This is a genomic window from Pedobacter sp. AC464 (genome assembly GCF_979253075.1).
The window spans coordinates 985125-1010665 of sequence record NZ_CEEDBV010000001.1; the positions used below are offsets into that span (position 1 = coordinate 985125).

A 25541-nucleotide genomic window follows, 5' to 3' on the forward strand; every position below is an offset into this window, starting at 1 on the left:
GATTTAGGCGTCGAACTTATCTAAGAGCTTAATTAGTGTTGCAAAATCTTTCGGATATGGCGCATCTATTATGATTTCCTTATCATCTAAGCCTTTAAAAATTAAGTGCCTGGCATGTAGCGCAAACCGTTTCATAATTGGCTGCTCCTCTTCTCCCTTTGTTAATTTATAACCTCTTTTAATAGATGAAAGAAATACCGGCTTTCCTTTATACATGTCATCGCCCACAATAGCAGCCCTTTGTGTAGCCAGGTGGATGCGAATCTGGTGCATGCGGCCGGTTATGGGTTTGCACTCAACCAGCGTGTAATGTTTATAATATTTAAGCGAGTCGAAAATGGTTTCGGCCCTTTTACCTTCAGCCCTATCGATGGTTACACTTTTATTTCCGTCATTTAAAATCGGTAAATCAACCAACAACTTGTCGAAAATAACGTGGCCATCAACAACGGCATGATAGGTTTTATCAACCTTTCGGCGTTCAAACTGCATAGACGCATGCCTGTAACCTTCCGGGTTTTTAGCGATAATTAGTGCCCCTGAGGTTTCCTTATCTAAACGGTGACAAACCTGTGCATCATCACTATATTGTTTAGCCAACCGTAAAACGTTGGTTTCGCCAGAACCACCCCGCTCATCAAGTGAGGCAAGAAACGGAGGTTTGTTGATTACAATGAAATCGTTGTCTTCGAAAAGAATGAGGTCTTTAAAATTTGGGTACTTCAAACTGTGGTGTAATTAATGAAGCGCAAAAATACGGATTTATTTTTTTACGACTAAGCCTGGAAAGGTTTTATTTAAGTAAAGTTGTATGCAACATCACGGATTTTTGATTTCGACTTGCCAAGCTAAAACCAATTATTTTAAAGAGCTAACTGATAAACCCTCGTGTGTTAGCTCAAGCATTTCGAGCGCAACTTCACTATCATCTGAAATTAAAATTGGACCGATGTAGTTGATAGGAAAAGCACTTTTCACTTTCCAGGTAAAAATCGGTACATGAGCTTCATCCAGAAGATTAACTGTAATATCCCTTCGCTCAATATTGCCGTTCGATTTTGTATTAATCCAATTAAAGAAATCGTTATCGCCTTTTACTATTCCGCGTTTTAAAATTATGTTTGAAAACTTACGTATTCCCGGAACTTTTCGGCCACTGTCTATTGCACTGGAGCCATCTCGAACAGAAACAACTTCGATTTCGATGTTCAAACCAGATACTTCCGCGAAACCAATTCTCGTTCCGCCCCAATCAACAGAAAAGTGATAACGATTAAGAGCACTTTGCGCCATATATTTTATTTTTTAAGGGATTGAATAACAATATAATAACTAAAATTTAAAGCAACAAAAAAACCGCATACTTTCTGATTAATCAGGAAGTGTGCGGTTCGAAAAGTAATGTTTTTTGCTATGAAAGTTCGAACTTGTAACCAACACCTTTTACTGTGGATACATAAGTTTCGCCTAGCTTTTCTCGCAGTTTACGAATGTGAACATCTATTGTACGGTTGGTAACCACAACTGAATCTTCCCAGATATTTTTAAGGATAGATTCGCGGGTATAAACTTTTCCTGGTTTTGAAGCCAAAAGGTAAAGCAACTCAAATTCTTTCTTTGCTAAAACGACCTTATTACCACCCTGAAAAACTAAATATGCTTCACGGTCAATAACTAAATCGCCAATTTCTAATTTATTTTCAGAGACTTCCTCGGTACCGCTATTTCTGCGCAAAATGGCGTTGATGCGGCTAACCAAGGCACGAGGCTTAATCGGTTTTGCGATATAATCATCAGCGCCAACATTGAAACCAGCAATTTCTGAATACTCCTCGCTCCTTGCAGTTAAGAAAACCATAAAGGTATTTTTAAACTCAGGAATGGCTCTCATTAGTCGGCAAGCCTCAATTCCATCCATTTTAGGCATCATAATATCCAAAATAATTAAATCCGGATGAACTTTCTTGGCTACAGTTATACCCTCCTGCCCATTTGATGCCGTAAATACCTGATAACCTTCCTTCTTTAAGTTGTATTCAATCAATTCCAGAATGTCTGGTTCATCATCAACAATTAATATTTTCTGACCTGCGTTGTTCATAGTTAAATATTTGTTACGAAAGTAGTGTCTCTGATGTAATTTTCAGTTAAGGGTAAGTTAATAAATTGTTAACGACTTAAATTAGTTTAACATTGAGTTTCTTTTATCGTAACGTTTTCGCTAAAAATGCATCTAGCTCGTCACCACGAAGGTTTTTCGCTGCAATTTTTCCCGCTGGGTCAATTAAGTAAGAAGTTGGAATGGCTTGCACCTGATATTTTTTTACCGTTTCGCCGTTGAAATCTTTTAATTCAGAAACATGAGTCCACGTTAAGCCGTCTGCCTTAACAGCACCTAACCACGCCGCTTTATCCGTATCGAGTGAAATCCCCAGAACATCGAAATTATTATTCTTGTACTTGTTGTACATTTTAACAACATTCGGATTTTCCTGTCTGCAAGGCTGGCACCACGAAGCCCAAAAATCAACTAATACATATTTTCCTTTGTAATCCGACAAGCTCACAGCTTTTCCATCAGCCGTATTCGCAGTAAAAGCTGGAGCAACCTGGCCAATCTGAACTGTCTTCAATAAAGCCATCTGCTTAACAAATGTGTCAACCGTTGCATTTCCCTTGATTTCGTCTTTCACCTCATCGGCAAATTTAACCAGTTCTGCCTCAAACTCTTGCGGACTCAAAGTATTCATCGCATAAAAACTAGCCAGTGTACCTTTATTATCTGCAGCAAATTTTAAAATTTGGCTATTGAGCTGTTTAATGTAAGATTCATATTGTGGCTTCATTTCCTCTAAAATAGTTGCCCGGTTTTGAGGCTGCGAGTCCACCTTCGAATCAAAATTTGCCTGAAGCTTTTCAACCTGTTTTGCAAAATTATTTCTAATCGCGTTCAATTCCGAAAGCTTTTCAACTTCGTTGGCGCCAGAAATTTTGTAAGCCATGGTTTTATCGGCTAAATCGGCTTCTAACTTAATTTCATCACCATTTTTTGCAATCAGCATAAATTCGTGGTTTCCTACCGAAACCCTAAAGAAATCTACCGACGGCGTTTTACGGATAAACTTAAACTCACCTTTTTCTGATAAGTTTGTAGAGTCAATAGCAACCATCTGGCTGCTTTGCATTCCGTAAAGAAAAACCTTTTTCTCCGCACCGGGATTTTGGAAAGTTCCATCAATTGTAAAGCTATCTTTAGGTTTGCATGCGGTAAAAGCAATCGCGATTAACACGATAAGGCTTAAGTTTTTTAATCTCATTATTTTAATTTTTCAAGTATCAATTCATTTATTTTCTTGGCATCTGCTTTGCCCTTTGCCAGTTTCATTACCTCGCCAACAAATAAGCCCAAAACACCTTTTTTACCTTTCTTATACGCTTCAACCTGTTGCGGATATTTTTGCAACGCCTCATCAATATAGCCATCTAAATCATCACTATTTGTTGATATTAACAAGTTTAATGACTCTGCCAGCTTTACAACATCTTCAGTGTCATGGTTTTCAATAGCAGGTAATAGCTGCTGAATGGCAATTTGTTGTGTAAGTTTTTTCTCATCAACAAGGTTTAAGACCTCGGCTAACTGTTCAGGTTTTACCGCAAAGTTGGCTATTGAAATTCCTCGCTCACTTAAAATGGCTCTTATTGGTCCAACCAGCCAGTTTATAAGGCTTTTTTTATTTTTAACATTTGGTAAGGCCTTGTTAAAATAGGCGAGTAAACTTAAATCTTCTGCAAATAAAGCTGCATCAGGTTTGCTAATGCCAAAGTCCGCAACCATTTGCCTCGAAATTTCGTTGGGCAAGGTTGGCATTAACGACTTAATTTCAGCGAGCCAGGCATCAGATATTGAAACAGGCGGCAAATCTGGGTCGGCGAAGTAACGGTAATCATTTGCTTCCTCTTTGGTACGCATTGGCGATGTTGTGCCTTTGTCGGCATCAAAATTCAACGTGCTTTGAATAATTTTTCCTCCGGCTGATACCACTTCCACCTGCCGACTGAACTCGAAATCCATTGCCCGGCGAACATTGCGCATAGAATTTAGATTTTTCACCTCGCAACGTGTTCCAAAATCTTTAGCGTTTTTTGGGCGTATAGAAATGTTTGCATCACAACGCAAACTACCCTCCTCCATATTGCCATCGCTAACGTTTAAATGCCGAACCAGTTTTCTGATTTCAGTTAGCAATGCCGACGCTTCTTCCGCACTTCGAATATCTGGCTCAGTAACAATTTCAATTAACGGTACGCCTGCACGATTTAAATCAACAAGAGAGTAATTTTCATCCTGATCATGAATGCTTTTACCAGCATCTTCTTCAAGGTGAATTCTATTAATGCCGATTTTCTTTGAGGAGCCGTCAGCCAGTTCTACTTCCAGAAAACCGTTTATGCAAATAGGTTGACTATCTTGTGTTATTTGATATCCCTTTGGTAAATCTGCATAGAAATAGTTTTTTCTGTCGAAATGATTGATTTGATTTATCGTGCAATTCAAAGCCAGTCCAATTCGAACTGCTTTTGCCACTACCTCTTTATTTAATTTTGGCAATGAACCTGGTAAAGCTAAAGAAACGGTTGATATGTTTTGATTTGGCAAAGCTCCGAAAGATGCGCTATCAGCAGAAAATATTTTAGTGTTGGTATTGAGCTGAACATGTATTTCCAGTCCTGAAACGAGTTCGTAATTGTTTTCGGATGTACCTAAACTCATATAAAATGATGCCTTTGAATGTAATGTGATCGCAAATATAGTTAAAGAATGTTAAAACAGATTGCGGGAACTAAACTACTGTGTAATGGCTTTGTCTATTTCCATAATTAACACACAAAAGAAACCTTAATTCCAAAGATTATGAAAAAGTTAGTATTATTTGCTGCAGTTCTGATGGTTTCATTATTCAGCATAAACAAGGCACAAGCACAAGTTAAATTAAATATAAACATCGGTGCTCAGCCCGCCTGGGGCCCAACCGGGTATGACCACGTAGATTATTATTACCTCCCGGATATCGACTCATACTACTATGTTCCAACCGGCCAATATATTTATTCGAATGGCGGGCGTTGGATATCGGCGAGTAGTTTGCCTTCGCAGTTTAGGAACTTCGATTTGTACAGGGCATACAAAGTTGTGGTAAATGAGCCAAAACCATATTTAAGAAATAATGGGTATGCTGCGAAATACAGAAATTTTAAAAATTATAATGGTCGCCAAACCGTTATCAGAGATACCCGGGACACAAAATATAATTTAGTTAAAGGGCATCCAAGTTATAGCGCAAACAAAACGATTATCGTAAATAAAAACAGACCGGCTCGAAGTGAAAAAACTGTTTTAAGACTTGATAGAAACGAGAGGTCGGCACGAGTTAATGGCGATAGATACAATGATAAAGGTAGCCGTTTGGAAAGGAACGATGGCGAAAGAAGTGCTAATCGTCACTAGCCACAATTGTAACTGTAAAAAGGGGGTTCCTGTTGGAGCTCCTTTCTTATTTTATTTTCTGGCACGTGATTTGGAATGTAAAGTTAATCATACAAATTAATCCAATATGAAAAAGTTATTATTAGTTGCGGCAGTAACGATTAGTTCGTTATTAAGCATGCCTTCCAAGGCTCAGTTAAATGTTAATGTTAACATTGGCTCACAACCGTTATGGGGACCAACCGGCTACGACCACGTAGATTACTATTATCTGCCTGATGTTGAAAGTTACTATTATGTTCCAAAGAAGCAATTCGTCTATTTAAATGGCAATGATTGGGTTTTCGGAAATAGCCTGCCTTCAAGATATGGAAACTATGATCTATATAACGGATACAAGGTTGTTATCAATTCTCCTAAACCATACTTAAATTTCAAAAACGATAAAGTTAAATACGGAAAGTTTAAAGGTAATAAAGGGCAGATGGTAATTAGAGATAGCGACGATAGCCGATATTATGTTGTTAAAGGCCATCCGCACGGAATGCCGCCGGGCCAGGCTAAAAAAATATATGGCAAACAAAATAATGGAAAAGGCCACGGAAATGGCAAAGGACATGGCAAGGGAAAGCATTAGTATTTCAAAATCTTATTAGGAGTTTCAGCAGAAACTCCTTTTTTTATATCTGTGTTACAATAGAAATTTTGGCACAGCGTTTGAATTTATAATTGTACACACAAATAGAAACAATTATGAAAAAGTTATTAATCATCTCCGCGATTTTAGGTATTGTGGCTTTAACATCTAATCAATCTAGCGCACAGGTAAGTTTAAATGTTAATATTGGAACACAACCCGCCTGGGTTCCGGTAGGTTATCAAAACGTAAACTATTATTATTTACCCGAAGTTCAGTCTTATTATTACGTTCCGCAAAGGCAATTTGTTTATTTAAATGGAAACCGGTGGACGAGGTCGAGATATTTGCCAGTTCGATATAGAGGATATAACTTAAACCGCGGAAGAAAAGTGGTGGTATATGGTAGCAGTCCGTACCGCAGTTACAACACGCACCGGGTTAGGTATGCAAATCATTCAAATTATTATCGTTCCTCATACGGCGGTCGTGGGCCGGTAAGATATAACTCACCAAGAAATAGCTATAGACCACAGCATTTCGATTACAGACGTCACGACCAGCGGGTAAATTCCAGTTTATTTTCCCGAGGACATAGAGAAAAACACGGACGACACTAAAAATAAAAAAGAGGCTTAAAAGCCTCTTTTTTATTTTTGAATTAGTTCAACTAAATCTCAGTCAGATAATACTTATCAGCTAATAAAGCTTTCCGCTTTATCTAAAACTGCATTTAATCCGGCAGCATTTTTTCCGCCAGCAGTTGCGTAAAATGGTTGTCCACCACCACCGCCTTGAATTTCTTTCCCTAATTCGCGAACGATATTTGATGCATTCATTCCTTTTTTCACTAAATCGTCTGAAAGAATAACCGTTATGCCGGGTTTGCCATCAATTTCAGTAGTGAAAACCAGGAACAAATTATCAATCATATCTTTTAAAGAGAAAGCCAGATTCTTAATGGCATCAGCACTTTGTAAATCGATATGTTTTGCGATTAAGTTTACGCCGTTTATTCCACGAACGTGATGCACAATTTCATGCTTTAAGATATTTACACGTTCCAAAGTAGATTTTTCAATTTCCTTTTTAAGCTTTGCATTTTCATCAAGCAAAGCTTGCACAGATGCCGACAAATCCTTCGAGCCGTTTAACAAAGCTTTTAAATGACCAAGCTCTTTACGTTGCTCCAGAAAATATTGTTCTGCTTTATCTGCTGTTATAGCCTCAATTCTTCGAACACCTGCAGCAACCGCACTCTCAGAAATTATTTTAAAAGAACCGATTTGCCCCGTCGCTTTTACATGTGTGCCACCACAAAGTTCTTTTGAGAAATGATCATCGAAAGTAATCATACGTACATAATCACCATATTTCTCACCGAATAAAGCAGTAACGCCACTTTCAATAGCATCCTGGTAAGGAACATTTCGTTGTTCTTTCAGCTTAATGTTCTGCCTTATTTTCTGATTCACGATCACCTCTATCTGTGCCAGTTCTTCTTCGCTCACTTTGGCAAAGTGAGAGAAATCGAAACGCAAATAATCGGAATTTACAAGGGAGCCCTTTTGATTAACATGTTTACCTAAAACTTGCTTTAAAGCCGCGTGTAATAAATGGGTTGCTGAGTGATTGTCTTCCGTTAATACACGCTTATCCTCATCAACTACCGCCCAAAATTTTCCTTCCAGATTATCAGGCAAGATGTCTGCAAAATGAACCGTTAAGCCATTTTCCTTCTTAGTATCTGTTATATCAATCCAGAATTGGCGGCTGTGATCTTCCAGGCGACCAGTATCTCCAACCTGACCACCACTTTCGGCATAAAAAGGGGTTTGACGCAAAACGATCTGATATTGTTCTTTTCCTTTTGCCTTAACTTTACGATACTTTAAAATTTCCGTTTCGATTTCTAAATCATCGTAGCCAACAAATTCGCTTTGTTCATCGGCATTCACCGTAACCCAATCACCAGTATCTATTGCGGTAGCAGCCCGGCTATCATCTTTCTGTTTCTTAAGTGCTTGCTCATAGCCAGTTAAATCGACACTCCAACCCTTCTCTCTCGCCATTAACTCCGTCAAATCAATAGGAAACCCGAATGTATCAGATAATTCAAAGGCAAAGCTTCCTTCAACGATTCCATTTTGAGCCTGGTATTTTTCAAAACGCTGTATTCCTGTAGATAAAGTTCGTAAAAATGAAACCTCTTCTTCCAAAACAACTTTTTGCACAAAATCCTGCTGAGAAATTAGTTCATCGAAAACACCATTAAATTGCTCAGCCAATAAAGGAACTAATTGATTTAAAAATGGCTCTTTGAAATTTAAGAAGGTATATGCGTAACGTACCGCACGACGTAAAATTCTGCGAATAACGTAACCCGCTTTATTATTCGATGGCAGTTGTCCATCGGCGATTACAAATGAAATTGCACGAATATGGTCGGCCATAACACGCATTGCAATATCGGTCTTCTCATTAATACCATATTTGATTCCGGATTTGTCAGCAATAAACTGAATCATTGGCTGGAAAACATCGGTATCGTAGTTAGAAGTTTTTTCTTGTAAAACACGAACCAGGCGTTCAAATCCCATACCTGTATCCACGTGTTTTGCAGGCAATGTCTGTAACGAACCATCCTTTAAACGGTTAAACTGCATAAAAACATTGTTCCATATTTCAATAACCTGCGGATGATCGGCATTTACAAGTGTAGCGCCGTCCACCAATGCTTTCTCGTCATCGGTACGACAATCTACGTGAATTTCAGAACAGGGTCCGCATGGGCCAGTATCCCCCATCTCCCAAAAATTATCTTTCTTGTTGCCAGGCAAAATATGGCTTTCATCAACATATTGTTTCCAAAGATCATAAGCTTCCTGGTCTTTTTCCAAACCTTCTTTCTCATCACCCTCAAAATAAGTTACATATAATTTTTCCTTCGGAATTTTGTAAACCACTGTCAATAGTTCCCAGCTCCATGCAATAGCGTCTTTTTTAAAATAATCGCCAAAACTCCAGTTGCCTAACATTTCGAACATGGTATGATGATAGGTATCAATACCTACTTCCTCTAAATCATTATGCTTTCCCGATACACGCAAGCAGCGTTGCGTATCGGCAACTCTCGAATATTTAATGGCCGCCTCGCCCAAGAACAAATCTTTAAATTGATTCATTCCGGCATTTGTAAACATCAAAGTTGGGTCGTTTTTAACCACAATTGGCGCCGATGCAACAATATGATGCTGTTTCTGTTCGAAAAAATTAAGGAATGCTTGTCTTATTTCTTTAGCTGTCATTATTTTATTATTGGAGGAACAAAATTAAAACTTTATTGCGTTAATAAGGAAAAATCGAGCTACATTTGAGTACTTTAATTAGCCGTTGTAAAACCTTAATAACCAAGCACAAGTTATGCCGTATAAAGAAAGAGACATCAATAAAATGTATTATACCATGGGCGAGGTGACTGAAATGTTTAATGTTAACGCATCACAAATACGTTTTTACGAGAAGGAATTTGATATACTCCAGCCAAAGAAAAACAAAAAAGGCAACCGGTTATTTACGCCTGAAGACATCGAAAACCTAAAGATTATTTTTAACCTGGTAGATGAAAAAGGCTTCACATTAAAAGGTGCGAAAGAATACCTAAAGAACAACAAATCAGATGTTAAGGAGAACCAAAAAATTATCGATTCTTTAGAAAAGCTAAAAGGCTTTCTGGTAAACCTGGCTCAGGAATTATAAATGTTATCCAACCACCTTTCATTAGGTTTTCCTAATTAATTCCAATTTGTTGCTTAGTAATCAGATGTTTTGCTTATTTTAGAATAACCAACAACAATCACCCCTATTTATTTACTGGTTTAACGCCTGCTAATGAAAATATGGACTGTATTGTTAATCTCCCTCACGCCTTCTTATTTACTTGCCCAAAACAATTTGGGACCAAGGTTAACCGCCCTGGGAAGCAATGGTGCAGCTGTTACCGATATCTGGTCACTCCAGGCTAATCCGGCAGGCATTATTTTGGTTACAAAAGCGACTGTTTCGCTGAATTATACCAAACATCTTTTCAGCGATGAAATTAGCACGCAAGCATTGGTTGCCGTACTCCCATTCAAAAACAACTACGTTGGTGCAAGTTTTCAGCGGTATGGCTTTGCCGAATACAGCGAAAGTAAAGTCGGCTTCGCATATTCAAAAACCTTTGGTAAAAAGCTGTCGTTCGGCTTAAATGGAAACTATCATCAACTAAAAATTACTAATTACGGAAGTTCTACAGGATTCTCCGTAGACGTTGGTGCGCTTTACAGGTTAAATAAAAACTTCACTTTCGGTGGATTTATAAGCAACCCTACAAAGCAAAAATTCAACAGTAGTGAGATAAGCGCTCAAATCTCAACATCCTTTAATGTTGGCGTCAGTTATTATCCGTCTGACAAGGTTTTGATTGCAACAGCAGTTAGTAAGGTGCTAAACCAATCCGTTAATGTTAGCTTAGGCTTCGACTACAGGATTGTAGATTTACTGAGTTTACGTGGTGGTTTAAGCACTTCACCTTTTAAACAATACGCAGGTTTTGGATTGGATTTCAGAAATTTTATCCTTGACATGACAACTACCTATGATGCTAACCTTGGCTATGCGCCGCAAATTGCACTCGGTTATGCGTTCTAAGCTAATTACACTGGTATTGGTGGTGATGGGTTTTACCGCCGGTGCACAAATTACGGAGCAAGAGACAGATGTGAAAGACATTTTAGAAAGCGTAGCTGAAAATCTGCCAGACGATTATGACATGACAGAATTAATCGACGTTCTTACTCGTTACCGTAAACGTCCCATCAACCTGAATAAAACTACTCCGGAGGAATTGAAGACACTGGTGTTTTTGTCTCCTCTACAAATCAGCAACTTTTTCGCTTACCTTAAGGAAAACGGGAACCTCGTGGATGCGCTCGAATTGCAAAGCATCGATGGATTTGATGTTAAAACGGTTCAGAGTTTACTTCCCTTTGTAACCCTAAACACGGCTACGGAATATGAGAAACTGAGCTTAAAAAATATTCTTAATAACGGTGAAAATGATTTGGTGATGCGTTTTGCCAGAACTTTACAAACGCAGAATGGTTTTAACGATTTGCCGGGTAATCGCTACCTGGGTTCGCCTGAACGGTTTCAAGCACGTTACCGATACCACTATAGTACAATTGTTTCTGCCGCAATCACTTTAGATAAAGATGCTGGCGAAAAATTTATTGGCAAGCCTTTCGATTTCTATTCAGCGAATGTTGCTCTTTTCAAATTAGGGCGTATCAAGAAACTAATTGTCGGCGATTACACCTTACAATTTGGTCAGGGCTTAACCATGTGGTCTGGCTTTGCGTTCGGCAAAGGTCCGGATGTTACCAGCGTAGCAAAGAAAGATTTAGGTCTGCGTCCATACACCTCGGCAAACGAATATTCCTTTTTAAGAGGCTTTGCTGCAACTGTCAATATCTCAAAAAATATCGACCTTACTCCTTTTGTTTCATTCAGAAATCTTGATGCGAGTCAGGAACTGTCCGTTGATGGCAGTCTGGTTCAGGCAACGATAAATCAGAGTGGATACCACAGAACTCCAACTGAGATTAAAAACAAAAATTCTTTAAGTCAGCATGTCTTTAGAACAGCGATTCAATACAGTAAAAATGAACTCACGATAGGCGCCATCGCCTATCAAAGCAAATATGGCAATCAATTTATAACTCAAACAGCCGTGTACGATAAGTTTAGTTTTACAGGAAATTCACTAACAAATTTCGGTGCCTATTACAATTACACTTATAAAAACATTTACTTTTTTGGCGAGGTCGGGAAAAGTTCAAACAGTGGGCTGGCTTACGTAAGTGGTGCTTTGCTTAGTCTTTCGCCAATCGTTTCGGCGGCTGTAACTTATCGCAGTTACGATAAAAATTACCACAATTTTTTTAATCAGGCTTTAGCCGAGGCAAGTGACGCCGTAAATGAACAGGGTCTATATGGCGGTTTAAACATTACGCCAAACAAGAAATGGTCGTTTGCATTTTATGGCGACTATTTTCAGTTTCCCTGGCTAAAGTATCGAGTTGATGCACCATCAAAAGGATATGAAATATTGAGCCAGGCGGTTTATACACCTAGCAAAATTCTTAAGGTTTTAGCCCGGTTTAAAACCGAAAACAAGCAGCAAAATACAGATTTAGCTGTTCCAATAAATTATCTTGATGACGTAAAGAAAGAAAGTTATCGATTGGATGTAAGCTGGCAAGTCAATAAAAAATGGAGTTTTCAAAATCGTGCAGAAATTTCTCAATACAAAAAAGGAGCTGCACTCCGCGAATTCGGTTACCTGTTTTATCAGGATGTAAAATATGCTCCAACATTTTCCAAAATTTCCGGCAATGTTCGATTGGCATATTTTGACACACCTAGTTATAACAGCCGAATCTACGCTTATGAAGATGATGTTTTATATAGTTTCGCTTTCGGGATGTATAGCGGAAAAGGCGTGAGAACTTATCTTAATCTAAAATACAACCTATCGAAAAATCTTAATATCTGGGCTCGGTATGCGCTATTCATTTATAGAGATGTGGAAAGCGTTGGATCATATTTGGATGAGATACAAGGAAATAAAAAGTCAGAAGTTAAGATTCAGTTAAGGTATCAATTTTAGAAATGTTTAAAGCAGAATACATTTTTGTAAGAATCCTCTTTCCACTATTAATTGGTATTGCACTGTCGTACTTTTATCCGGTTTTAAAAATCCTCAGCGCTTTAGAACTCGTTGCATTTTTGCTTTTTCTCATAATATTATTACTCAATTTTACTTATAGGAAGTTTAGTTTTTACAAGCTTAAGGGGATTGTAGGAATTGTTATTTACCTGTTTTTCATCGTTTTAGGGGGATTATTATGCCTGCTAAATAACGAGACGCTCAAACAAAATTATTTTGGAAAGAAAAGTTACAATTATCTAAAAATTTGGGTCAATGATGAGCCCGAGCAAACAAACGATATCTTAAGGTTTAAGGCAAGGGTTGTTTCTGGCTATGAAGCTACACGGCAGGTTAAACTGAGCGGACAGCTGCTCGTAGCGCTAAAGCTAGATAGTGTCAATCCTATTCACCTAGTTTACGGAGATGAACTAATTGTGTCAGCAAAATATTTGGAAGTTGAGCCAGCCTATAATCCCGCTGAATTCAATTTTAAAAAATGGCTTGCTGGTCAGAATATTTACCAGCAGACATTTGTTAATCAAAAGCATTTACTTAAAACCAGCAGAAATATAGGCAACCCGATTATAAAATTTGCGTTGAATTTAAGAGAGCGACAAATTGCGAAATACCGCAAATTAATAAAGGATGATGAGGCGTTTGCGGTCGCGTCGACACTAATTTTGGGCTACCGGGCAGATTTAAGTAAAGAAACGTTAGCGGCATATTCTAAAACAGGAACAATACATGCGCTTTCTGTTTCTGGCAGCCATGTTGCAATAATCTTCTTTGTACTAGATTTTTGCCTGGGCTTTTTAAACAGAAAAAGATATTTTTTGCTTCTGAAGTTTCTGATTATTTGCAGTTTAATCTGGACTTATGCGCTAATAACTGGCCTCTCCCCGTCAGTAGTTAGGGCCGCAATTATGATTACTATTTTTATTTCAGCGAAAACATTTGCTAAAAACAAAAACAGTTACAACATATTAGCTTTTGCGGCATTTTGCCAACTCATTTATAATCCGTTTTTAATTTGGGATGTCGGTTTTCAGCTTTCGTATATTTCCGTTTTTGGATTGATTTATCTGCAACCGAAAATATATAAATGGATTTATGTTAAAAACAAGTGGCTTAATAAAGTTTGGGAACTGGTAGCGCTCTCTACTGCTGCTCAATTGGTCACCTTTCCACTTTGTATATATTATTTTCATCAATTTCCGGTTTATTTTCTTTTCGGAAATCTGTTTATTGCTATACCGCTGCTTTTAATTATGATTTTAGGAATCGCTGTACTTATCCCAGTTGTCGACAAAATTTCGCCCGTTTTCGAGTGGATTATTGTGAATACAAATAGTGTATTAAAGTGGATTGCCGATTTACCTTTTTCAACATTTTCATCGGTGTGGATTAATACGCCCGAATTAATTTTGCTTAGCCTTGCTTTGGCACTTTTAATATATTCCATAGTAAAGTTTTCCAAGAGATTTCTTATCACATCAGTTCTAATTTATGGCGTTTATGTTTCAATGGTTGCGTACGATGATTGGCAGGCCACCAAGCAAAATAAAATTATCTTTTTTACGCTCCGGAAAAACTATGGAGCTGCGTTTATAACAGGTAGAAGTGCTGTTCTGGTTACTGATTTAAAGGTAAACGACCGGAATTACCAGTTCTTTATCGCACCAGCTCTCGAGCAATCGCGGGTGAATAAGATTGATGTAATAAGCTTAAAGCAAGACACGATCACATCACACTTTATCAAAAAAGACAATCAAATCGTTTTTAAAACTTACAACATATTAATCATTGATGAACAGTTAAATCATAAAAAGCTTAACGCAAAAGGCAAATTCTCAAGCGTTTGGTTAACCGCTAACAACTATTTTAAATTTGAGCGTCTCCCTAAAGAACTTCAATATAAAAATATGATTGTTGATGCCACAAACAGAGATTACAAAATACAGGCACTTAAAACTTTTGCGATGAAAAATGGAATTGAGCCACACATTTTAAAGAAAAATCCTGCATATTTGATTTACCTAACCCAATAATATGGAAAATCTGGTATTGTACAGCGTAGAAAAACGAATTGCAACCATAACCATCAACAGACCTGAAAAACGGAATGCCCTAAATCCACCATTAATTTCCGAATTAACTGAAAAATTTATTCGTGCATCTGAAGATGATGAGGTAAAAGTTGTTGTGTTAAATGCAAACGGCGCTAGCTTTAGCGCAGGGGCTGATTTAGAATACTTGCAGCAGTTGCAGCAGAATTCATTCGAAGAAAATGTAGCCGATTCGAACAATTTAAAACGGCTGTTCACAACCATCTATTACTTGCCAAAAGTTGTAATTGCTCAAGTTGAGGGACATGCAATTGCCGGCGGCTGCGGTTTGGCAACCATATGTGACATTGTGTTTGCTACCCCCGAAAGTAATTTCGGTTACACCGAAGTTAAAATTGGCTTTGTGCCGGCAATAGTTTCTTGTTTTTTAAAACAGAAGGTAAGCGAGACCGTGGCAAAAGAATTATTGTTAACAGGAAAAACCTTTCCGGCAGTTAAAGCCCTGGAATACAAACTGATAAATTTTGTAACAAATTCATCCGAAATTAATCAAACTGTTAAAGAATTTGCACTAAGTTTGTGTAACGAGAGTTCTGGAAATTCATTGATGATTACAAAACAATTAATTACGCAAACTACGAACCCCCTACTCGAAAAAAGTTTAGAAATCGCGGTACAGATAAATGCCCGTGTACGCGAAAGCGATGACTTTAAAAGGGGAATAGCTTCATTTTTAAAGAAAGAAAAAATTAACTGGTAACTAACACATTAACTAAAAATAAGAACATGTTTAAATCAATCAAAACAAGCGTTATCGCTTTGATCCTGGTAAGCACGGCTATCATTGCCCATGCGCAAAAAAAGATAAATGAAGGTACACTGGTTTATGGAATGAAATACAAAATTGACGCTCCGGGTGCTCCGGCAGAACAAAAGGTGAAATTTAATGGCGACATATCAAAATTAGAGCTCGACCTTGGTCCTGCATCAGTTGGCATTTTTATGGATAATAAATCAGGAAATGGTTTGTTATTAGTTGATATTCCGGTTGCTCAAAAACAGTTGGCTTCTAAAATGACAAAAGCAGATATGGAGGAGCAAAACGCTGCAAGACCAAAGTATTCTGATTTTAAAGCTACAGGCGAAAAGAAAACTGTTGGCGGTTATAACGCGGAGAAATATACTTTTAAAGATGACAAAGGTGGTACCGGAGAGCTTTGGGCAACAACTGATGTAGACGTTCCAGTAAACATTGCAACAGCAGATTTTAAAGAAGTTAAAGGCTTTATCGTATTAGTAGAAACTTCTGCTGCAACAGTTACCTTAAAATCTGTAACTGAAGGTAAAGTTGGAGAACTTTCTGTAACCAAAATTCCTGCTGGTTACGATGAAATTACCTATGCTGAAATGAAAGCATTACAACAGCAAGGCGGCGGCGAATAAGTAACCATTTTCTGATAAATTAAGGCTTTTTAACTGCCGGCTTTTTATTTAAATTAGCCCAAAAGTTAAAAAGCTTTTTTTATGACCTAACCATATGATCAAACACTTACTTTTAAAGGCATCAATTACCTGCCTGTTTTTACTTGCGATAATTAATTTAAAAGCTCAAACTATAAACTGGGCAAAAGATGGCAATTCTTATTATCAGATTGCTGGCGGAGAAATCGTTTCCGTTATGCTTCCTAAAAATGATAGGAAAACAATTATTTCTAGGACTCTGCTCACTCCGGCTGGCAAAAATGCACCTATTGCAGTTAGAAGCTTCCAGCTTTCTGCAGATGGAACTAAAGCATTAATTTACACAAATAGCAAAAAAGTTTGGCGTTATGATACACGCGGAGATTATTGGCTTGCCGATTTAACATCCAATAAAATTACACAGATTGGTAAAGATAAGCCTGCATCATCATTAATGTTTGCAAAACTATCTCCGGATGGCAATAAAGTAGCTTATGTAAGTAAGCACAATTTATATGTGGAAAATGTAGATGGCACAAATGCTAAAGCGCTAACCACAGATGGCACCGACAGAATGATTAATGGAACCTTCGATTGGGTTTACGAAGAAGAATTCGATTGCAGAGATGGTTTCAGATGGAGTCCTGACGGGAAATCTATCGCCTACTGGCAAATTGATGCGACCAATATCAAAAATTTCCTGATGATTAACAATACCGATTCAATTTACCCATATACTATTCCGGTAGAATATCCAAAGGTAGGAGAAAATCCATCGGCGTGTAAAGTTGGGATAGTTGATATTGAAACTGCAAAAACAAACTGGCTGAATGTTCCCGGAGACAATATACAACACTACATTCCTCGCATGCAATGGGTTCCTGCCAGCAACGAAATTATTTTACAGCAGCTTAATCGCGAACAAAATGAGAGTATTGTTTTCATTTGCAATGCCGCTACAGGTACCGCTAAAGCAATTTACTCAGAAAAAGCAAAGTCGTGGATTGATGCCCAGGACGAGTGGAAATGGTTAAACGAGAATAAAGAATTTACAATACTATCTGATAAAGATGGATGGGCACACTTGTATAGAATTAGTCGCGATGGCAAAAAAGAAACGCTGATAACAAAGGGTGATTATGATGTGGTTGATGTAAAACTGATTGACGATAAAAGCAACTATGTTTATTTTATGGCCTCGCCAACCAATGCTACGCAAAAATACCTGTATAAAACTAAGTTAGATGGTAAGGGTAAGTTAGAACAAGTTACGCCGTCTGTTTTACCGGGAACACATAGTTATGACATCTCGCCCAATGCCGCGTTTGCCCGTCATAGCTACAATAGTTCAGTAGTAAGGCCAGTTACCGAATGGATGAATTTTTCAACCGGCAACCCTTTCACTATGGATGGTAGCGTTACCACGCAATTATCAAAACAAGAGGCGCCAAAAAACAAAGTTGAGTTTTTCAAGGTAACTACCGAAGATGGAATTGAAATGGATGGCTGGATGAAAAAACCAGATAACTTTAATCCAGATAAAAAATATCCGGTTGTATTTTATGTTTACGGTGAACCCGCATCAGCAACAGCTGCTGATACTTATGGTGCCGGTAGAAATTTTCTCTACGCTGGTGATATGGCCAAAGATGGCTACATCTATATCTCGATGGATAATCGTGGTGCGCCAGTACCGAAAGGAACGGCCTGGAGAAAAGGCATCTATAAAAATATCGGTGTAATTAACATTCGGGATCAGGCTATGGCCGCTAAAAAATTGCTTGCTACGAACCCATTTATGGATAAAGACCGTGTAGCCGTTTGGGGCTGGAGCGGTGGTGGTTCGTCTACGCTAAATTTGATGTTTCAATATCCTGAAATCTACAAAACCGGCATTGCAATAGCAGCAGTGGGCAATCAGCTAACCTACGATAATATTTACCAGGAGCGTTATATGGGCACTCCTTTCCCAAGTAAAGAGGCTTACATTAAAGGCTCTCCTATTACGTATGCTAAAAACCTGAAAGGCAATTTACTTTACATTCACGGTACAGGCGATGATAATGTTCACTATCAAAATGCCGAAATGTTAATTAACGAATTGATTAAAAACAAAAAGGTGTTTCAACTGATGAGCTATCCAAATCGCACCCATAGCATTTCTGAGGGCGAAGGAACGAGCGAGCATTTATCTTTAACTTATACTAAATTTTTGAAAGACAACTGTCCGCCGGGAGCGAGATAGATTTATATTTTGAAAAGCAATTTCAGCGGGGAATCGGTTTCGATAGCCCCGCTTTTCATTTCAATCTTTTAAAAAAGTATTTCCACTTCAATCGGGTTTAATATGCAGTTGTGCAACAGCTATTAGCGTTTGTTTAGCATATTGCCCTATAAACAACGAAAGGTTACTTAATTAAGCCCGAAACCATTAAAGAAACCACAATAGCAATTCCAAAGCTGAGCAGGGTTCCAATGAGTACGTATTCGGTTAACTTTAAATCTTGCGCCTCTTTCAAATCGCCGAATCGAAAAATAGATTTAGCTGCCAATAGAAATCCTACCGCTTCAAAATGATTGGTCAGGATGAAAACAAATATTAAAACCCGTTCTAAAATTCCAATGTATTTCCCGGCGTTTTGCAGTGATTTCGGACTTTCATCATCACTTTGCGGTAGCCATTTAGCAATAATTACTTTCATAATAATTGATGTTGGCATTTTTAAAAACAACAGTCCGGATATTAAGATCCAATATTTAGCTTCATTTATAAAACTGATGTTTAGGTAGCCCTGGTAAAAAATATGCCATACCAAAACAATTGAACTGAAATGCAAAATCTGGTCGACAAAGAACAACACCCTTGCGTTCTTCTTCGTTTGAAGTACCGATTTCAATGCATCAATAACAAAATGTAGCACACCAATTGCTAAGGCTGTTTTCCATACGTCGAAACTCAGGAAAATAATAAAAATTAAAACCACATGTACCAGAACATGCAGGTACAATTTCACAGATTTCAATTTATTTTTTGCCTTATCCTTAACCCATGAGTCGGGCTGAAGAAAGAAATCTCCAATTAAATGTGCAATAAGGATTTTGATTAAATAGATTTCCATTATTTCGAAAGCATTTGAGTTAATTTTTTACGGTATAGTTTATCCATTTCCATTAATTCGGAAAAATGAGCACGTTTTAAAGCTTCGCTAACCGATGATTGTGTTCTTCCGGAAAGCAATGCAAGCTCATTTTGAAGAATGTTTTCGTTTTCTAAAGCCAGTTTTACCATTTCAGCCGCAACCACACCCCAACTATCCATCGAAATTAACGATAACTTAATTAATACATTAATTTCTTCATCAAAATCCGGGAAATCGGTTTTGATTGCTAAATTAACTTTAGCCTGCTTCAGGCTATCAAAAGCGCCACCAGAGTTTATAAAAGCATCTCCGCTAGATTCCGACAATTTTTTTCGTTTGTTTTTCACATCGCCAATACCAATGCCCATTCTTACATCTGCAGGTTTATTTATCCGGATACAAGCTTTTAAATATGCAGCTGTTTTAATTGCATTTTCTGGCGCCACCTCTAATTGAAAGCTGTCGCCCCGATAAATTTCCCATTTGTTATTTTGGTCTGAAGCAAATTTTAAAGCGTTTTTCAGGCTTGTTAGCCAGCTATCTTTAATCTTTCTTGAACCTACAATATCACCTGTTATAATGCCAATCATGCTACAATATAAGATTTAATTAGCAAAATCAAAAAATATTATCGGGCAATTAGCCGATAATTCAATTTATCGGGTAATTAGCCGATATTTAAGATTATCGTGTAATTACCCGATATTACCGTAAAACTTAAACCTAAGTTTATTGTTTACTACTCATGGCATTAATCGAATTTACTAAAAGAGGGATTTACTGTAAGCAAGGCGATTTCTATGTAGACCCATGGTGGCCTGTAGATTATGCGGTAACCACACATGGACATAGCGACCATGTACGCTTTGGTAATAAACATTATCTCTGCCATACTTTAACAAAACCAATAATTAAACGCCGTATTAGCGAGGATTTAGATGTTGAAACATTAAATTATGGCGAAAGTATTGTTCGTAATGGCGTAAACATTTCATTTTACCCGGCTGGCCACATCATCGGTTCAGCACAGGTAAGGCTGGAATATAAAGGCGAAGTGTGCGTTATCTCTGGCGATTACAAAACAGAAGACGATGGCATTAGTGATGTTTTCGAGCCTGTAAAATGCCATTCATTCGTATCAGAAAGCACCTTTGGCTTGCCTGTGTATAAGTGGCAAAAGCAGGATATCGTTTTCGATAAAATTAAAAGCTGGGTTAATGATAACATTCCACAACAAAAAACGAGCGTGCTAATTGCCTATAGTTTGGGTAAAGCACAACGCCTGATTAAAAATCTTGCCGGCGATGTTCCAATTTATGTGCACAATAGCATTGCCAACCTAAATGAGGTAATTATAAATGCCGGAGTAAAGCTACCCGAGACCATCAGGATTACCCCGGAAACCACTAAGGATGAACTGCAAAAAGGAATTGTAATTGTGCCACCAGCTATGCGTGATAGTCGTTGGATTAAAAATTTATCGCATCCGGTAACGGGCATTTGTTCTGGTTGGATGCAGGTTAGGGCACACCGCCGCTGGCAAAGCGCCGATGCAGGCTTTGCCTTAAGCGACCATGCCGATTGGACAGGATTAATGGATGCTATAACCGCAACTGGTGCCCAAAAAGTATATGTTACACACGGCTTTACGGCCGCATTTAGTCGTTTTCTAAATGATGAAGGCATAGAGTCGGAAGAAGTAATGACTAAGTTTGGGCAGGAAGACGATGAAGAAAATAAAGTGGATTTAGCAGATACTGAAACCCATAATTCTGAAACCAAAAATCAAAAATCAGAATGAAACGTTTCGCCAAATTAATCCAGCAGCTCGAACTGAGTAACAAAACAAACGATAAAATTGCGGCTTTGGTTGATTATTTCAACTTTGCTGACGATAGAGATAAGATTTGGGTAGTTGCCTTGTTTACCGGTAAAAAGCCCCGCCGGCCAATAAAATCAGCGCTGATAAAATATTGGGCAATCGAGATTACGCAAACGCCCGAATGGTTATTTTCGGAAAGCTATTCTAATGTTGGCGATTTAAGTGAAACCATTGCATTACTCCTGCCGCCTGCCGAAAATACTTCCGATTTACAATTACACCAATGGATTGAGGACTTACATCACTTAGAGGGCAAAGACGATGAAACCAAAAAAAGCTTCATCTTAAACGCATGGAACACACTAGAAACTCAGGAAAGGTTCATTTTCAATAAATTGATTTCGGGAAATTTCCGGATTGGGGTTTCTAATAAAATGCTTGTAAACGCTTTGGCTAAACAAAGCAGTTTGGATAGTGCGCAGATAATGCATAGCATTATGGGTAAATGGAATCCCTACGAAATCACCTTTAATGAACTGATTAACGGAATACACGTAAACACAGATAACTCATGGCCCTACCCTTTTTGCCTTGCGTATGCATTGGAAAACGAACCGGAGACATTAGGCGATATTGCAGATTGGCAGGCAGAATGGAAATGGGATGGCATCCGCGGACAAATCGTTAAACGTAACGGAGAACTGTTTATCTGGAGCCGGGGCGAAGAGTTGGTGACTGATCAATTCCCAGAACTTCACTTTTTGAGCGAAGTTTTACCTGATGGCATTGTTCTAGATGGCGAAATATTAGCCGTTCAGGATAAGCAGGTTCTATCTTTCAGTACCTTGCAGCAACGCTTAAACCGAAAATCTATAAGCAAAAAACAATTGGAAGATGCGCCAATTGGTTTCTTTGTTTACGATGTTTTAGAATTCGAAACTGAAGATATCCGGGAAAAACCTTTAAGTCAGCGGCGTAAAATATTAGAGCAGACGATAGGCGGCTTACAGGAAAGCCCGGTAATTTTGTCGCCGGTTATAAATTGTAGCACCTGGACAGAACTGGCCGAATTAAGGCAAACATCGCGTTCGATAAACAGCGAGGGCATAATGCTCAAAAAAATGAGTTCGCATTACCACAGCGGGCGTAAACGAGGCGATTGGTGGAAATGGAAAATTAATCCTTATACGGTTGATGCGGTAATGATTTACGCCCAAAAAGGTAGTGGCAGGCGAGCAAATTTCTTTACCGACTATACTTTTGCAGTTCGCGATGGCGAAAATTTAGTTACCATTGCAAAAGCATATTCTGGTTTAACGGATAAGGAGATTAAAGAGGTTAACTCATTCGTAACTAAAAATGCCATCGAGAAATTTGGGCCGGTTAGAACCGTAAAACCCGAACTTGTTTTCGAAATTGCTTTTGAAGGAATCGCAGAAAGTAAACGCCATAAAGCAGGATTGGCGCTTCGCTTTCCGAGAATTTTACGCTGGCGAAAAGATAAAAAGGCTGCCGAAATTAATACACTGGAAGATTTGAGACAATTGCTCGCATCAACATTATAAACACTACATAAGTCGAAGCTCAAAGCAAAGCTAAAGCTAGTGTGTAGAATTTTGATTTTTAAACCCCGAATTACTATAATAAATTAGCCGTCAGGCAAACGAGTTTAAAACATGGACCAAACAAAAACCAAAGGCTACAAAAAAATTAAGCAATGGCTTAAAGCCAATGGTCGCAAGCCGTTCAAATTCCAGGAAGATGCCTGGCAAAACTACCTTAACGGTTACAGCGGATTGGTAAATGCACCAACAGGCTTCGGAAAAACATTTTCTTTATTTCTGGCAGTTGCCATTGAGGCCATAAATGCATCCGAGGCGAGTAATAAAAAAGCGAAAGACCGCTTGCAGCTAATCTGGATTACGCCACTCCGCTCACTTGCAAAAGACATTGCCAGGGCCATGCGGGAAACACTTACCGAACTGGAACTTGATTGGCATGTAGGTGTCAGAAACGGAGATACTTCTCAAGCTGAAAAAGTTCAGCAGAAGAAATCGATGCCTGAAATTTTACTCATTACTCCCGAAAGTTTGCATCTTTTACTTGCCCAAAAAGGTTCATCAACATTGTTTAAAAATTTAAAATGTGTGGTTGCCGATGAGTGGCACGAACTTTTAGGTAGTAAACGCGGCGTTTTGGTCGAGCTTGCAATTTCCAGGATTAAGGGTTTGCAAAAAACTGAAAAAAATCAATTCCTACGTGTTTGGGGAATTTCGGCTACTATTGGAAATATTGAGGAAGCGCTTGATGTTCTTGAACCAGACCTCACCGCCAGGCGAATTATTATAAAGGCAGACCTGGAAAAGAAAATCGTCATCAAATCTATCCTACCCGATGATATTGAAACTTTACCCTGGGCCGGGCATTTGGGATTGAAACTAGCCTATAAGTTGCTGCCGATTATTGAGAAAAGTAAAACAACCTTAATCTTTATCAATACCCGTGGCCAGTCAGAAATGTGGTATCAGCATCTGCTTAATCTAGATCCCGAACTTGCCGGTAGGATTGCAATTCATCATGGGTCGATAGACTTTGAATTGCGCAATTGGATTGAAGATGCCTTGCATACGGGGCAGTTAAAGGCTGTAATTGCTACCTCATCCTTAGATTTGGGGGTAGATTTCAAACCTGTTGATACCGTTGTACAAGTAGGTTCGCCAAAAGGTGTAGCCAGGTTTTTACAGCGTGCAGGGCGTTCCGGACACTCACCACATGAGGTGTCAAAAATATATTTTTTGCCAACGCACGCTTTAGAGCTTGTAGAGGCAGCGGCAATAAAAGAGGCCGCCAAAACAAATAATATCGAAAGCAGAGAACCTTTTATTATGGTGTTTGATACACTTGTCCAATATCTGGTAACGCTGGCCATTGGCGACGGATTCGACGACAAAATCATCTACGAAGAAATCAAAAACACCCATGCTTTTAAATTAATTTTACCTGAAGAGTGGACCTGGGTTATGCAGTTTATTACTTCTGGCGGCGACAGTTTAGGCGCTTACAACGAATTTAAAAAAGTAACAAAAGATGAAGATGGGTTGTGGAAAGTAAAAAGCCGGCAACTCGCCATGCGCCACCGTTTACATATCGGCACTATTGTTAGCGACGCAATGCTGAAGGTGAAATTCCTGTCTGGCGGCTACATCGGCATGGTAGAAGAATACTTTGTTACCCGTTTAAAAGCAGGTGATAATTTCCGTTTGGCTGGCAGGGTTTTGGAATTTGTTCACGTTAAGGATATGACTGTAATTGTTCGCGTGAGCAAGCAGAAAAATGCAATTTCGCCGAGTTGGAATGGTGGCCGTCTGCCGCTATCTTCGAACCTAGGTTCGGTACTGCGTAAAAAATATAATGAAGCTTTAGATAAAACCCATCAGGATGAAGAGCTGGATTCTGTTTACCCTCTGTTTCTCCTGCAAGAAAAACGTTCTCATGTACCCAGAAACGATGAGTTATTAATTGAATTGATCAATAATAAAGAAGGTTTTCACCTTTTTGCCTACCCTTTCGAAGGACGCCTGGTGCACGAGGTTTTAGCTGCATTGGTTGCATTTCGATTGAGTAAACTATTACCAATTAGTTTTTCTATCGCCATGAACGACTATGGTTTCGAATTGCTTAGCGACACTGAAATTCCGATGGATGAATCCATTGCTTATGAAGTTTTCTCGCCAAAAAATCTCACGGAAGATATTACGCGAAGTATTAACTCTACAGAGATGGCCCGAAGAAAATTTCGAGATATTGCATGTATTTCTGGTTTGGTTTTTCAGGGTTACCCCGGAAAGTATGTTGCAAATAAGCATTTGCAGTCATCTGCAGGTTTGTTTTTTAATGTTTTTAGTGATTACGACAAACATAATTTACTTTTGCGGCAAGCTTACGATGAAGTGTTTTACCAACAACTGGAAGAACCTAGATTGGCTGCAGCTTTAGAGCGGATTCAAAATGGTGCGGTAATTATTACTAACCCTAAGAGTTTTACCCCGTTGTCTTTTCCTATCAAGGTTGATAGCTTGAGGGAAAATATGAGTTCGGAAGAGCTCGAGCAACGAATTGCGAGAATGAAAGCCGAATCGGAAAAAGTTAGATGAATAGTCCTATCCAGAGAAT

21 protein-coding genes are annotated in these 25541 nt (G+C 38.5%); 13 read left to right on the forward strand and 8 right to left on the reverse strand.

Annotated elements, in window-relative coordinates; genetic code table 11:
• Nucleotides 1-3 precede the first annotated feature (3 nt).
• The 5 genes from AC0IWT_RS04240 to gatB form a co-directional block, all read right to left on the reverse strand.
• The gene (locus tag AC0IWT_RS04240; protein ID WP_471796126.1) at nt 4-726 is read right to left on the reverse strand and encodes an RluA family pseudouridine synthase; all 723 of its coding nucleotides are present in this window, start codon (nt 724-726) and stop codon (nt 4-6) included.
• A 132-nt stretch (nt 727-858) separates the two neighbouring features.
• Nucleotides 859-1293 carry a phage tail protein gene (locus AC0IWT_RS04245; protein WP_471796127.1) on the reverse strand — a complete coding sequence of 145 codons (435 nt, stop codon included), beginning with the start codon at nt 1291-1293 and terminating at the stop codon, nt 859-861.
• A 118-nt stretch (nt 1294-1411) separates the two neighbouring features.
• Nucleotides 1412-2101, reverse strand: coding sequence for a response regulator transcription factor (locus AC0IWT_RS04250; RefSeq protein ID WP_056870373.1), 690 nt, complete (start codon nt 2099-2101; stop codon nt 1412-1414).
• 103 nt (nt 2102-2204) lie between these two features.
• Nucleotides 2205-3317, reverse strand: a complete 1113-nt coding sequence (locus tag AC0IWT_RS04255) for a redoxin domain-containing protein (protein WP_471796128.1) — start codon at nt 3315-3317, stop codon at nt 2205-2207.
• Nucleotides 3317-4774, reverse strand: coding sequence for an Asp-tRNA(Asn)/Glu-tRNA(Gln) amidotransferase subunit GatB (gene gatB, locus AC0IWT_RS04260; protein WP_471796129.1), 1458 nt, complete (start codon nt 4772-4774; stop codon nt 3317-3319). Before gatB ends, AC0IWT_RS04255 begins: the two co-directional genes overlap by 1 nt.
• Nucleotides 4775-4915: 141 nt before the next feature.
• On the opposite strand from gatB, the gene AC0IWT_RS04265 reads away from it, so the two are divergent.
• The 3 genes from AC0IWT_RS04265 (at nt 4916) to AC0IWT_RS04275 (ending at nt 6745) form a co-directional block, all read left to right on the forward strand.
• Nucleotides 4916-5509 (forward strand): hypothetical protein, encoded by a 594-nt coding sequence (locus tag AC0IWT_RS04265; protein WP_471796130.1) that lies wholly within the window; start codon nt 4916-4918, stop codon nt 5507-5509.
• 106 nt (nt 5510-5615) lie between these two features.
• Nucleotides 5616-6125 carry a hypothetical protein gene (locus AC0IWT_RS04270; RefSeq protein ID WP_471796131.1) on the forward strand — a complete coding sequence of 170 codons (510 nt, stop codon included), beginning with the start codon at nt 5616-5618 and terminating at the stop codon, nt 6123-6125.
• Nucleotides 6126-6241: 116 nt separating this feature from the next.
• Nucleotides 6242-6745 (forward strand): hypothetical protein, encoded by a 504-nt coding sequence (locus AC0IWT_RS04275; protein ID WP_471796132.1) that lies wholly within the window; start codon nt 6242-6244, stop codon nt 6743-6745.
• A gap of 75 nt (nt 6746-6820) precedes the next feature.
• Here the strand turns inward: AC0IWT_RS04275 and alaS are convergent, their stop codons facing one another.
• Nucleotides 6821-9433 (reverse strand): alanine--tRNA ligase, encoded by a 2613-nt coding sequence (alaS, locus tag AC0IWT_RS04280; protein ID WP_471796133.1) that lies wholly within the window; start codon nt 9431-9433, stop codon nt 6821-6823.
• Between the two features lie 115 nt (nt 9434-9548).
• On the opposite strand from alaS, the gene AC0IWT_RS04285 reads away from it, so the two are divergent.
• The 7 genes from AC0IWT_RS04285 (at nt 9549) to AC0IWT_RS04315 (ending at nt 18651) form a co-directional block, all read left to right on the forward strand.
• A complete protein-coding gene (locus AC0IWT_RS04285) occupies nt 9549-9884 on the forward strand; it encodes a MerR family transcriptional regulator (protein WP_056870367.1) in 336 nt (111 codons plus the stop codon).
• A gap of 132 nt (nt 9885-10016) precedes the next feature.
• Entirely contained in the window at nt 10017-10817 is an 801-nt protein-coding gene (locus tag AC0IWT_RS04290) for a PorV/PorQ family protein (protein WP_471796134.1), read from the forward strand.
• The gene (locus AC0IWT_RS04295) at nt 10807-12837 is read left to right on the forward strand and encodes a ComEA family DNA-binding protein (protein ID WP_471796135.1); all 2031 of its coding nucleotides are present in this window, start codon (nt 10807-10809) and stop codon (nt 12835-12837) included. The genes AC0IWT_RS04290 and AC0IWT_RS04295 overlap by 11 nt, the downstream gene beginning before the upstream one ends.
• Nucleotides 12838-12839: 2 nt before the next feature.
• Nucleotides 12840-14927 carry a ComEC/Rec2 family competence protein gene (locus tag AC0IWT_RS04300; RefSeq protein ID WP_471796136.1) on the forward strand — a complete coding sequence of 696 codons (2088 nt, stop codon included), beginning with the start codon at nt 12840-12842 and terminating at the stop codon, nt 14925-14927.
• A gap of 1 nt (nt 14928) precedes the next feature.
• On the forward strand, nt 14929-15705 hold the full coding sequence (locus AC0IWT_RS04305; RefSeq protein WP_471796137.1) for an enoyl-CoA hydratase/isomerase family protein: 777 nt from the start codon (nt 14929-14931) through the stop codon (nt 15703-15705).
• A 26-nt stretch (nt 15706-15731) separates the two neighbouring features.
• Entirely contained in the window at nt 15732-16388 is a 657-nt protein-coding gene (locus AC0IWT_RS04310; protein WP_471796138.1) for a hypothetical protein, read from the forward strand.
• A gap of 94 nt (nt 16389-16482) precedes the next feature.
• The gene (locus AC0IWT_RS04315) at nt 16483-18651 is read left to right on the forward strand and encodes a S9 family peptidase (RefSeq protein WP_471796139.1); all 2169 of its coding nucleotides are present in this window, start codon (nt 16483-16485) and stop codon (nt 18649-18651) included.
• 163 nt (nt 18652-18814) lie between these two features.
• Here the strand turns inward: AC0IWT_RS04315 and AC0IWT_RS04320 are convergent, their stop codons facing one another.
• Together AC0IWT_RS04320 and AC0IWT_RS04325 are read right to left on the reverse strand one after the other, a co-directional pair.
• Entirely contained in the window at nt 18815-19525 is a 711-nt protein-coding gene (locus AC0IWT_RS04320) for a DUF3307 domain-containing protein (RefSeq protein ID WP_471796140.1), read from the reverse strand.
• Nucleotides 19525-20136 carry a SatD family protein gene (locus AC0IWT_RS04325; RefSeq protein ID WP_471796141.1) on the reverse strand — a complete coding sequence of 204 codons (612 nt, stop codon included), beginning with the start codon at nt 20134-20136 and terminating at the stop codon, nt 19525-19527. Before AC0IWT_RS04325 ends, AC0IWT_RS04320 begins: the two co-directional genes overlap by 1 nt.
• 155 nt (nt 20137-20291) lie before the next feature.
• On the opposite strand from AC0IWT_RS04325, the gene AC0IWT_RS04330 reads away from it, so the two are divergent.
• The 3 genes from AC0IWT_RS04330 (at nt 20292) to AC0IWT_RS04340 (ending at nt 25522) form a co-directional block, all read left to right on the forward strand.
• A complete protein-coding gene (locus AC0IWT_RS04330; protein WP_471796142.1) occupies nt 20292-21347 on the forward strand; it encodes a ligase-associated DNA damage response exonuclease in 1056 nt (351 codons plus the stop codon).
• Entirely contained in the window at nt 21344-22933 is a 1590-nt protein-coding gene (locus AC0IWT_RS04335; protein ID WP_471796143.1) for an ATP-dependent DNA ligase, read from the forward strand. Before AC0IWT_RS04330 ends, AC0IWT_RS04335 begins: the two co-directional genes overlap by 4 nt.
• A gap of 111 nt (nt 22934-23044) precedes the next feature.
• The gene (locus AC0IWT_RS04340; protein ID WP_471796144.1) at nt 23045-25522 is read left to right on the forward strand and encodes a ligase-associated DNA damage response DEXH box helicase; all 2478 of its coding nucleotides are present in this window, start codon (nt 23045-23047) and stop codon (nt 25520-25522) included.
• Nucleotides 25523-25541: the final 19 nt, after the last annotated feature.

Bases quoted from the DNA above. Each gene is read 5' to 3' on its own strand.
- AC0IWT_RS04310 (WP_471796138.1), top strand. From the start codon at position 15,732: ATGTTTAAATCAATCAAAACAAGCGTTATCGCTTTGATCCTGGTAAGC.
- AC0IWT_RS04300 (WP_471796136.1), top strand. From the start codon at position 12,840: ATGTTTAAAGCAGAATACATTTTTGTAAGAATCCTCTTTCCACTATTA.
- AC0IWT_RS04270 (WP_471796131.1), top strand. From the start codon at position 5,616: ATGAAAAAGTTATTATTAGTTGCGGCAGTAACGATTAGTTCGTTATTA.
- AC0IWT_RS04330 (WP_471796142.1), top strand. From the start codon at position 20,292: ATGGCATTAATCGAATTTACTAAAAGAGGGATTTACTGTAAGCAAGGC.
- AC0IWT_RS04325 (WP_471796141.1), bottom strand. From the start codon at position 20,136: ATGATTGGCATTATAACAGGTGATATTGTAGGTTCAAGAAAGATTAAA.
- AC0IWT_RS04340 (WP_471796144.1), top strand. From the start codon at position 23,045: ATGGACCAAACAAAAACCAAAGGCTACAAAAAAATTAAGCAATGGCTT.
- AC0IWT_RS04305 (WP_471796137.1), top strand. From the start codon at position 14,929: ATGGAAAATCTGGTATTGTACAGCGTAGAAAAACGAATTGCAACCATA.
- AC0IWT_RS04275 (WP_471796132.1), top strand. From the start codon at position 6,242: ATGAAAAAGTTATTAATCATCTCCGCGATTTTAGGTATTGTGGCTTTA.
- gatB (WP_471796129.1), bottom strand. From the start codon at position 4,774: ATGAGTTTAGGTACATCCGAAAACAATTACGAACTCGTTTCAGGACTG.
- AC0IWT_RS04245 (WP_471796127.1), bottom strand. From the start codon at position 1,293: ATGGCGCAAAGTGCTCTTAATCGTTATCACTTTTCTGTTGATTGGGGC.
- AC0IWT_RS04335 (WP_471796143.1), top strand. From the start codon at position 21,344: ATGAAACGTTTCGCCAAATTAATCCAGCAGCTCGAACTGAGTAACAAA.
- AC0IWT_RS04265 (WP_471796130.1), top strand. From the start codon at position 4,916: ATGAAAAAGTTAGTATTATTTGCTGCAGTTCTGATGGTTTCATTATTC.
- AC0IWT_RS04285 (WP_056870367.1), top strand. From the start codon at position 9,549: ATGCCGTATAAAGAAAGAGACATCAATAAAATGTATTATACCATGGGC.
- AC0IWT_RS04255 (WP_471796128.1), bottom strand. From the start codon at position 3,317: ATGAGATTAAAAAACTTAAGCCTTATCGTGTTAATCGCGATTGCTTTT.
- AC0IWT_RS04250 (WP_056870373.1), bottom strand. From the start codon at position 2,101: ATGAACAACGCAGGTCAGAAAATATTAATTGTTGATGATGAACCAGAC.
- AC0IWT_RS04295 (WP_471796135.1), top strand. From the start codon at position 10,807: ATGCGTTCTAAGCTAATTACACTGGTATTGGTGGTGATGGGTTTTACC.
- alaS (WP_471796133.1), bottom strand. From the start codon at position 9,433: ATGACAGCTAAAGAAATAAGACAAGCATTCCTTAATTTTTTCGAACAG.
- AC0IWT_RS04290 (WP_471796134.1), top strand. From the start codon at position 10,017: ATGAAAATATGGACTGTATTGTTAATCTCCCTCACGCCTTCTTATTTA.
- AC0IWT_RS04315 (WP_471796139.1), top strand. From the start codon at position 16,483: ATGATCAAACACTTACTTTTAAAGGCATCAATTACCTGCCTGTTTTTA.
- AC0IWT_RS04320 (WP_471796140.1), bottom strand. From the start codon at position 19,525: ATGGAAATCTATTTAATCAAAATCCTTATTGCACATTTAATTGGAGAT.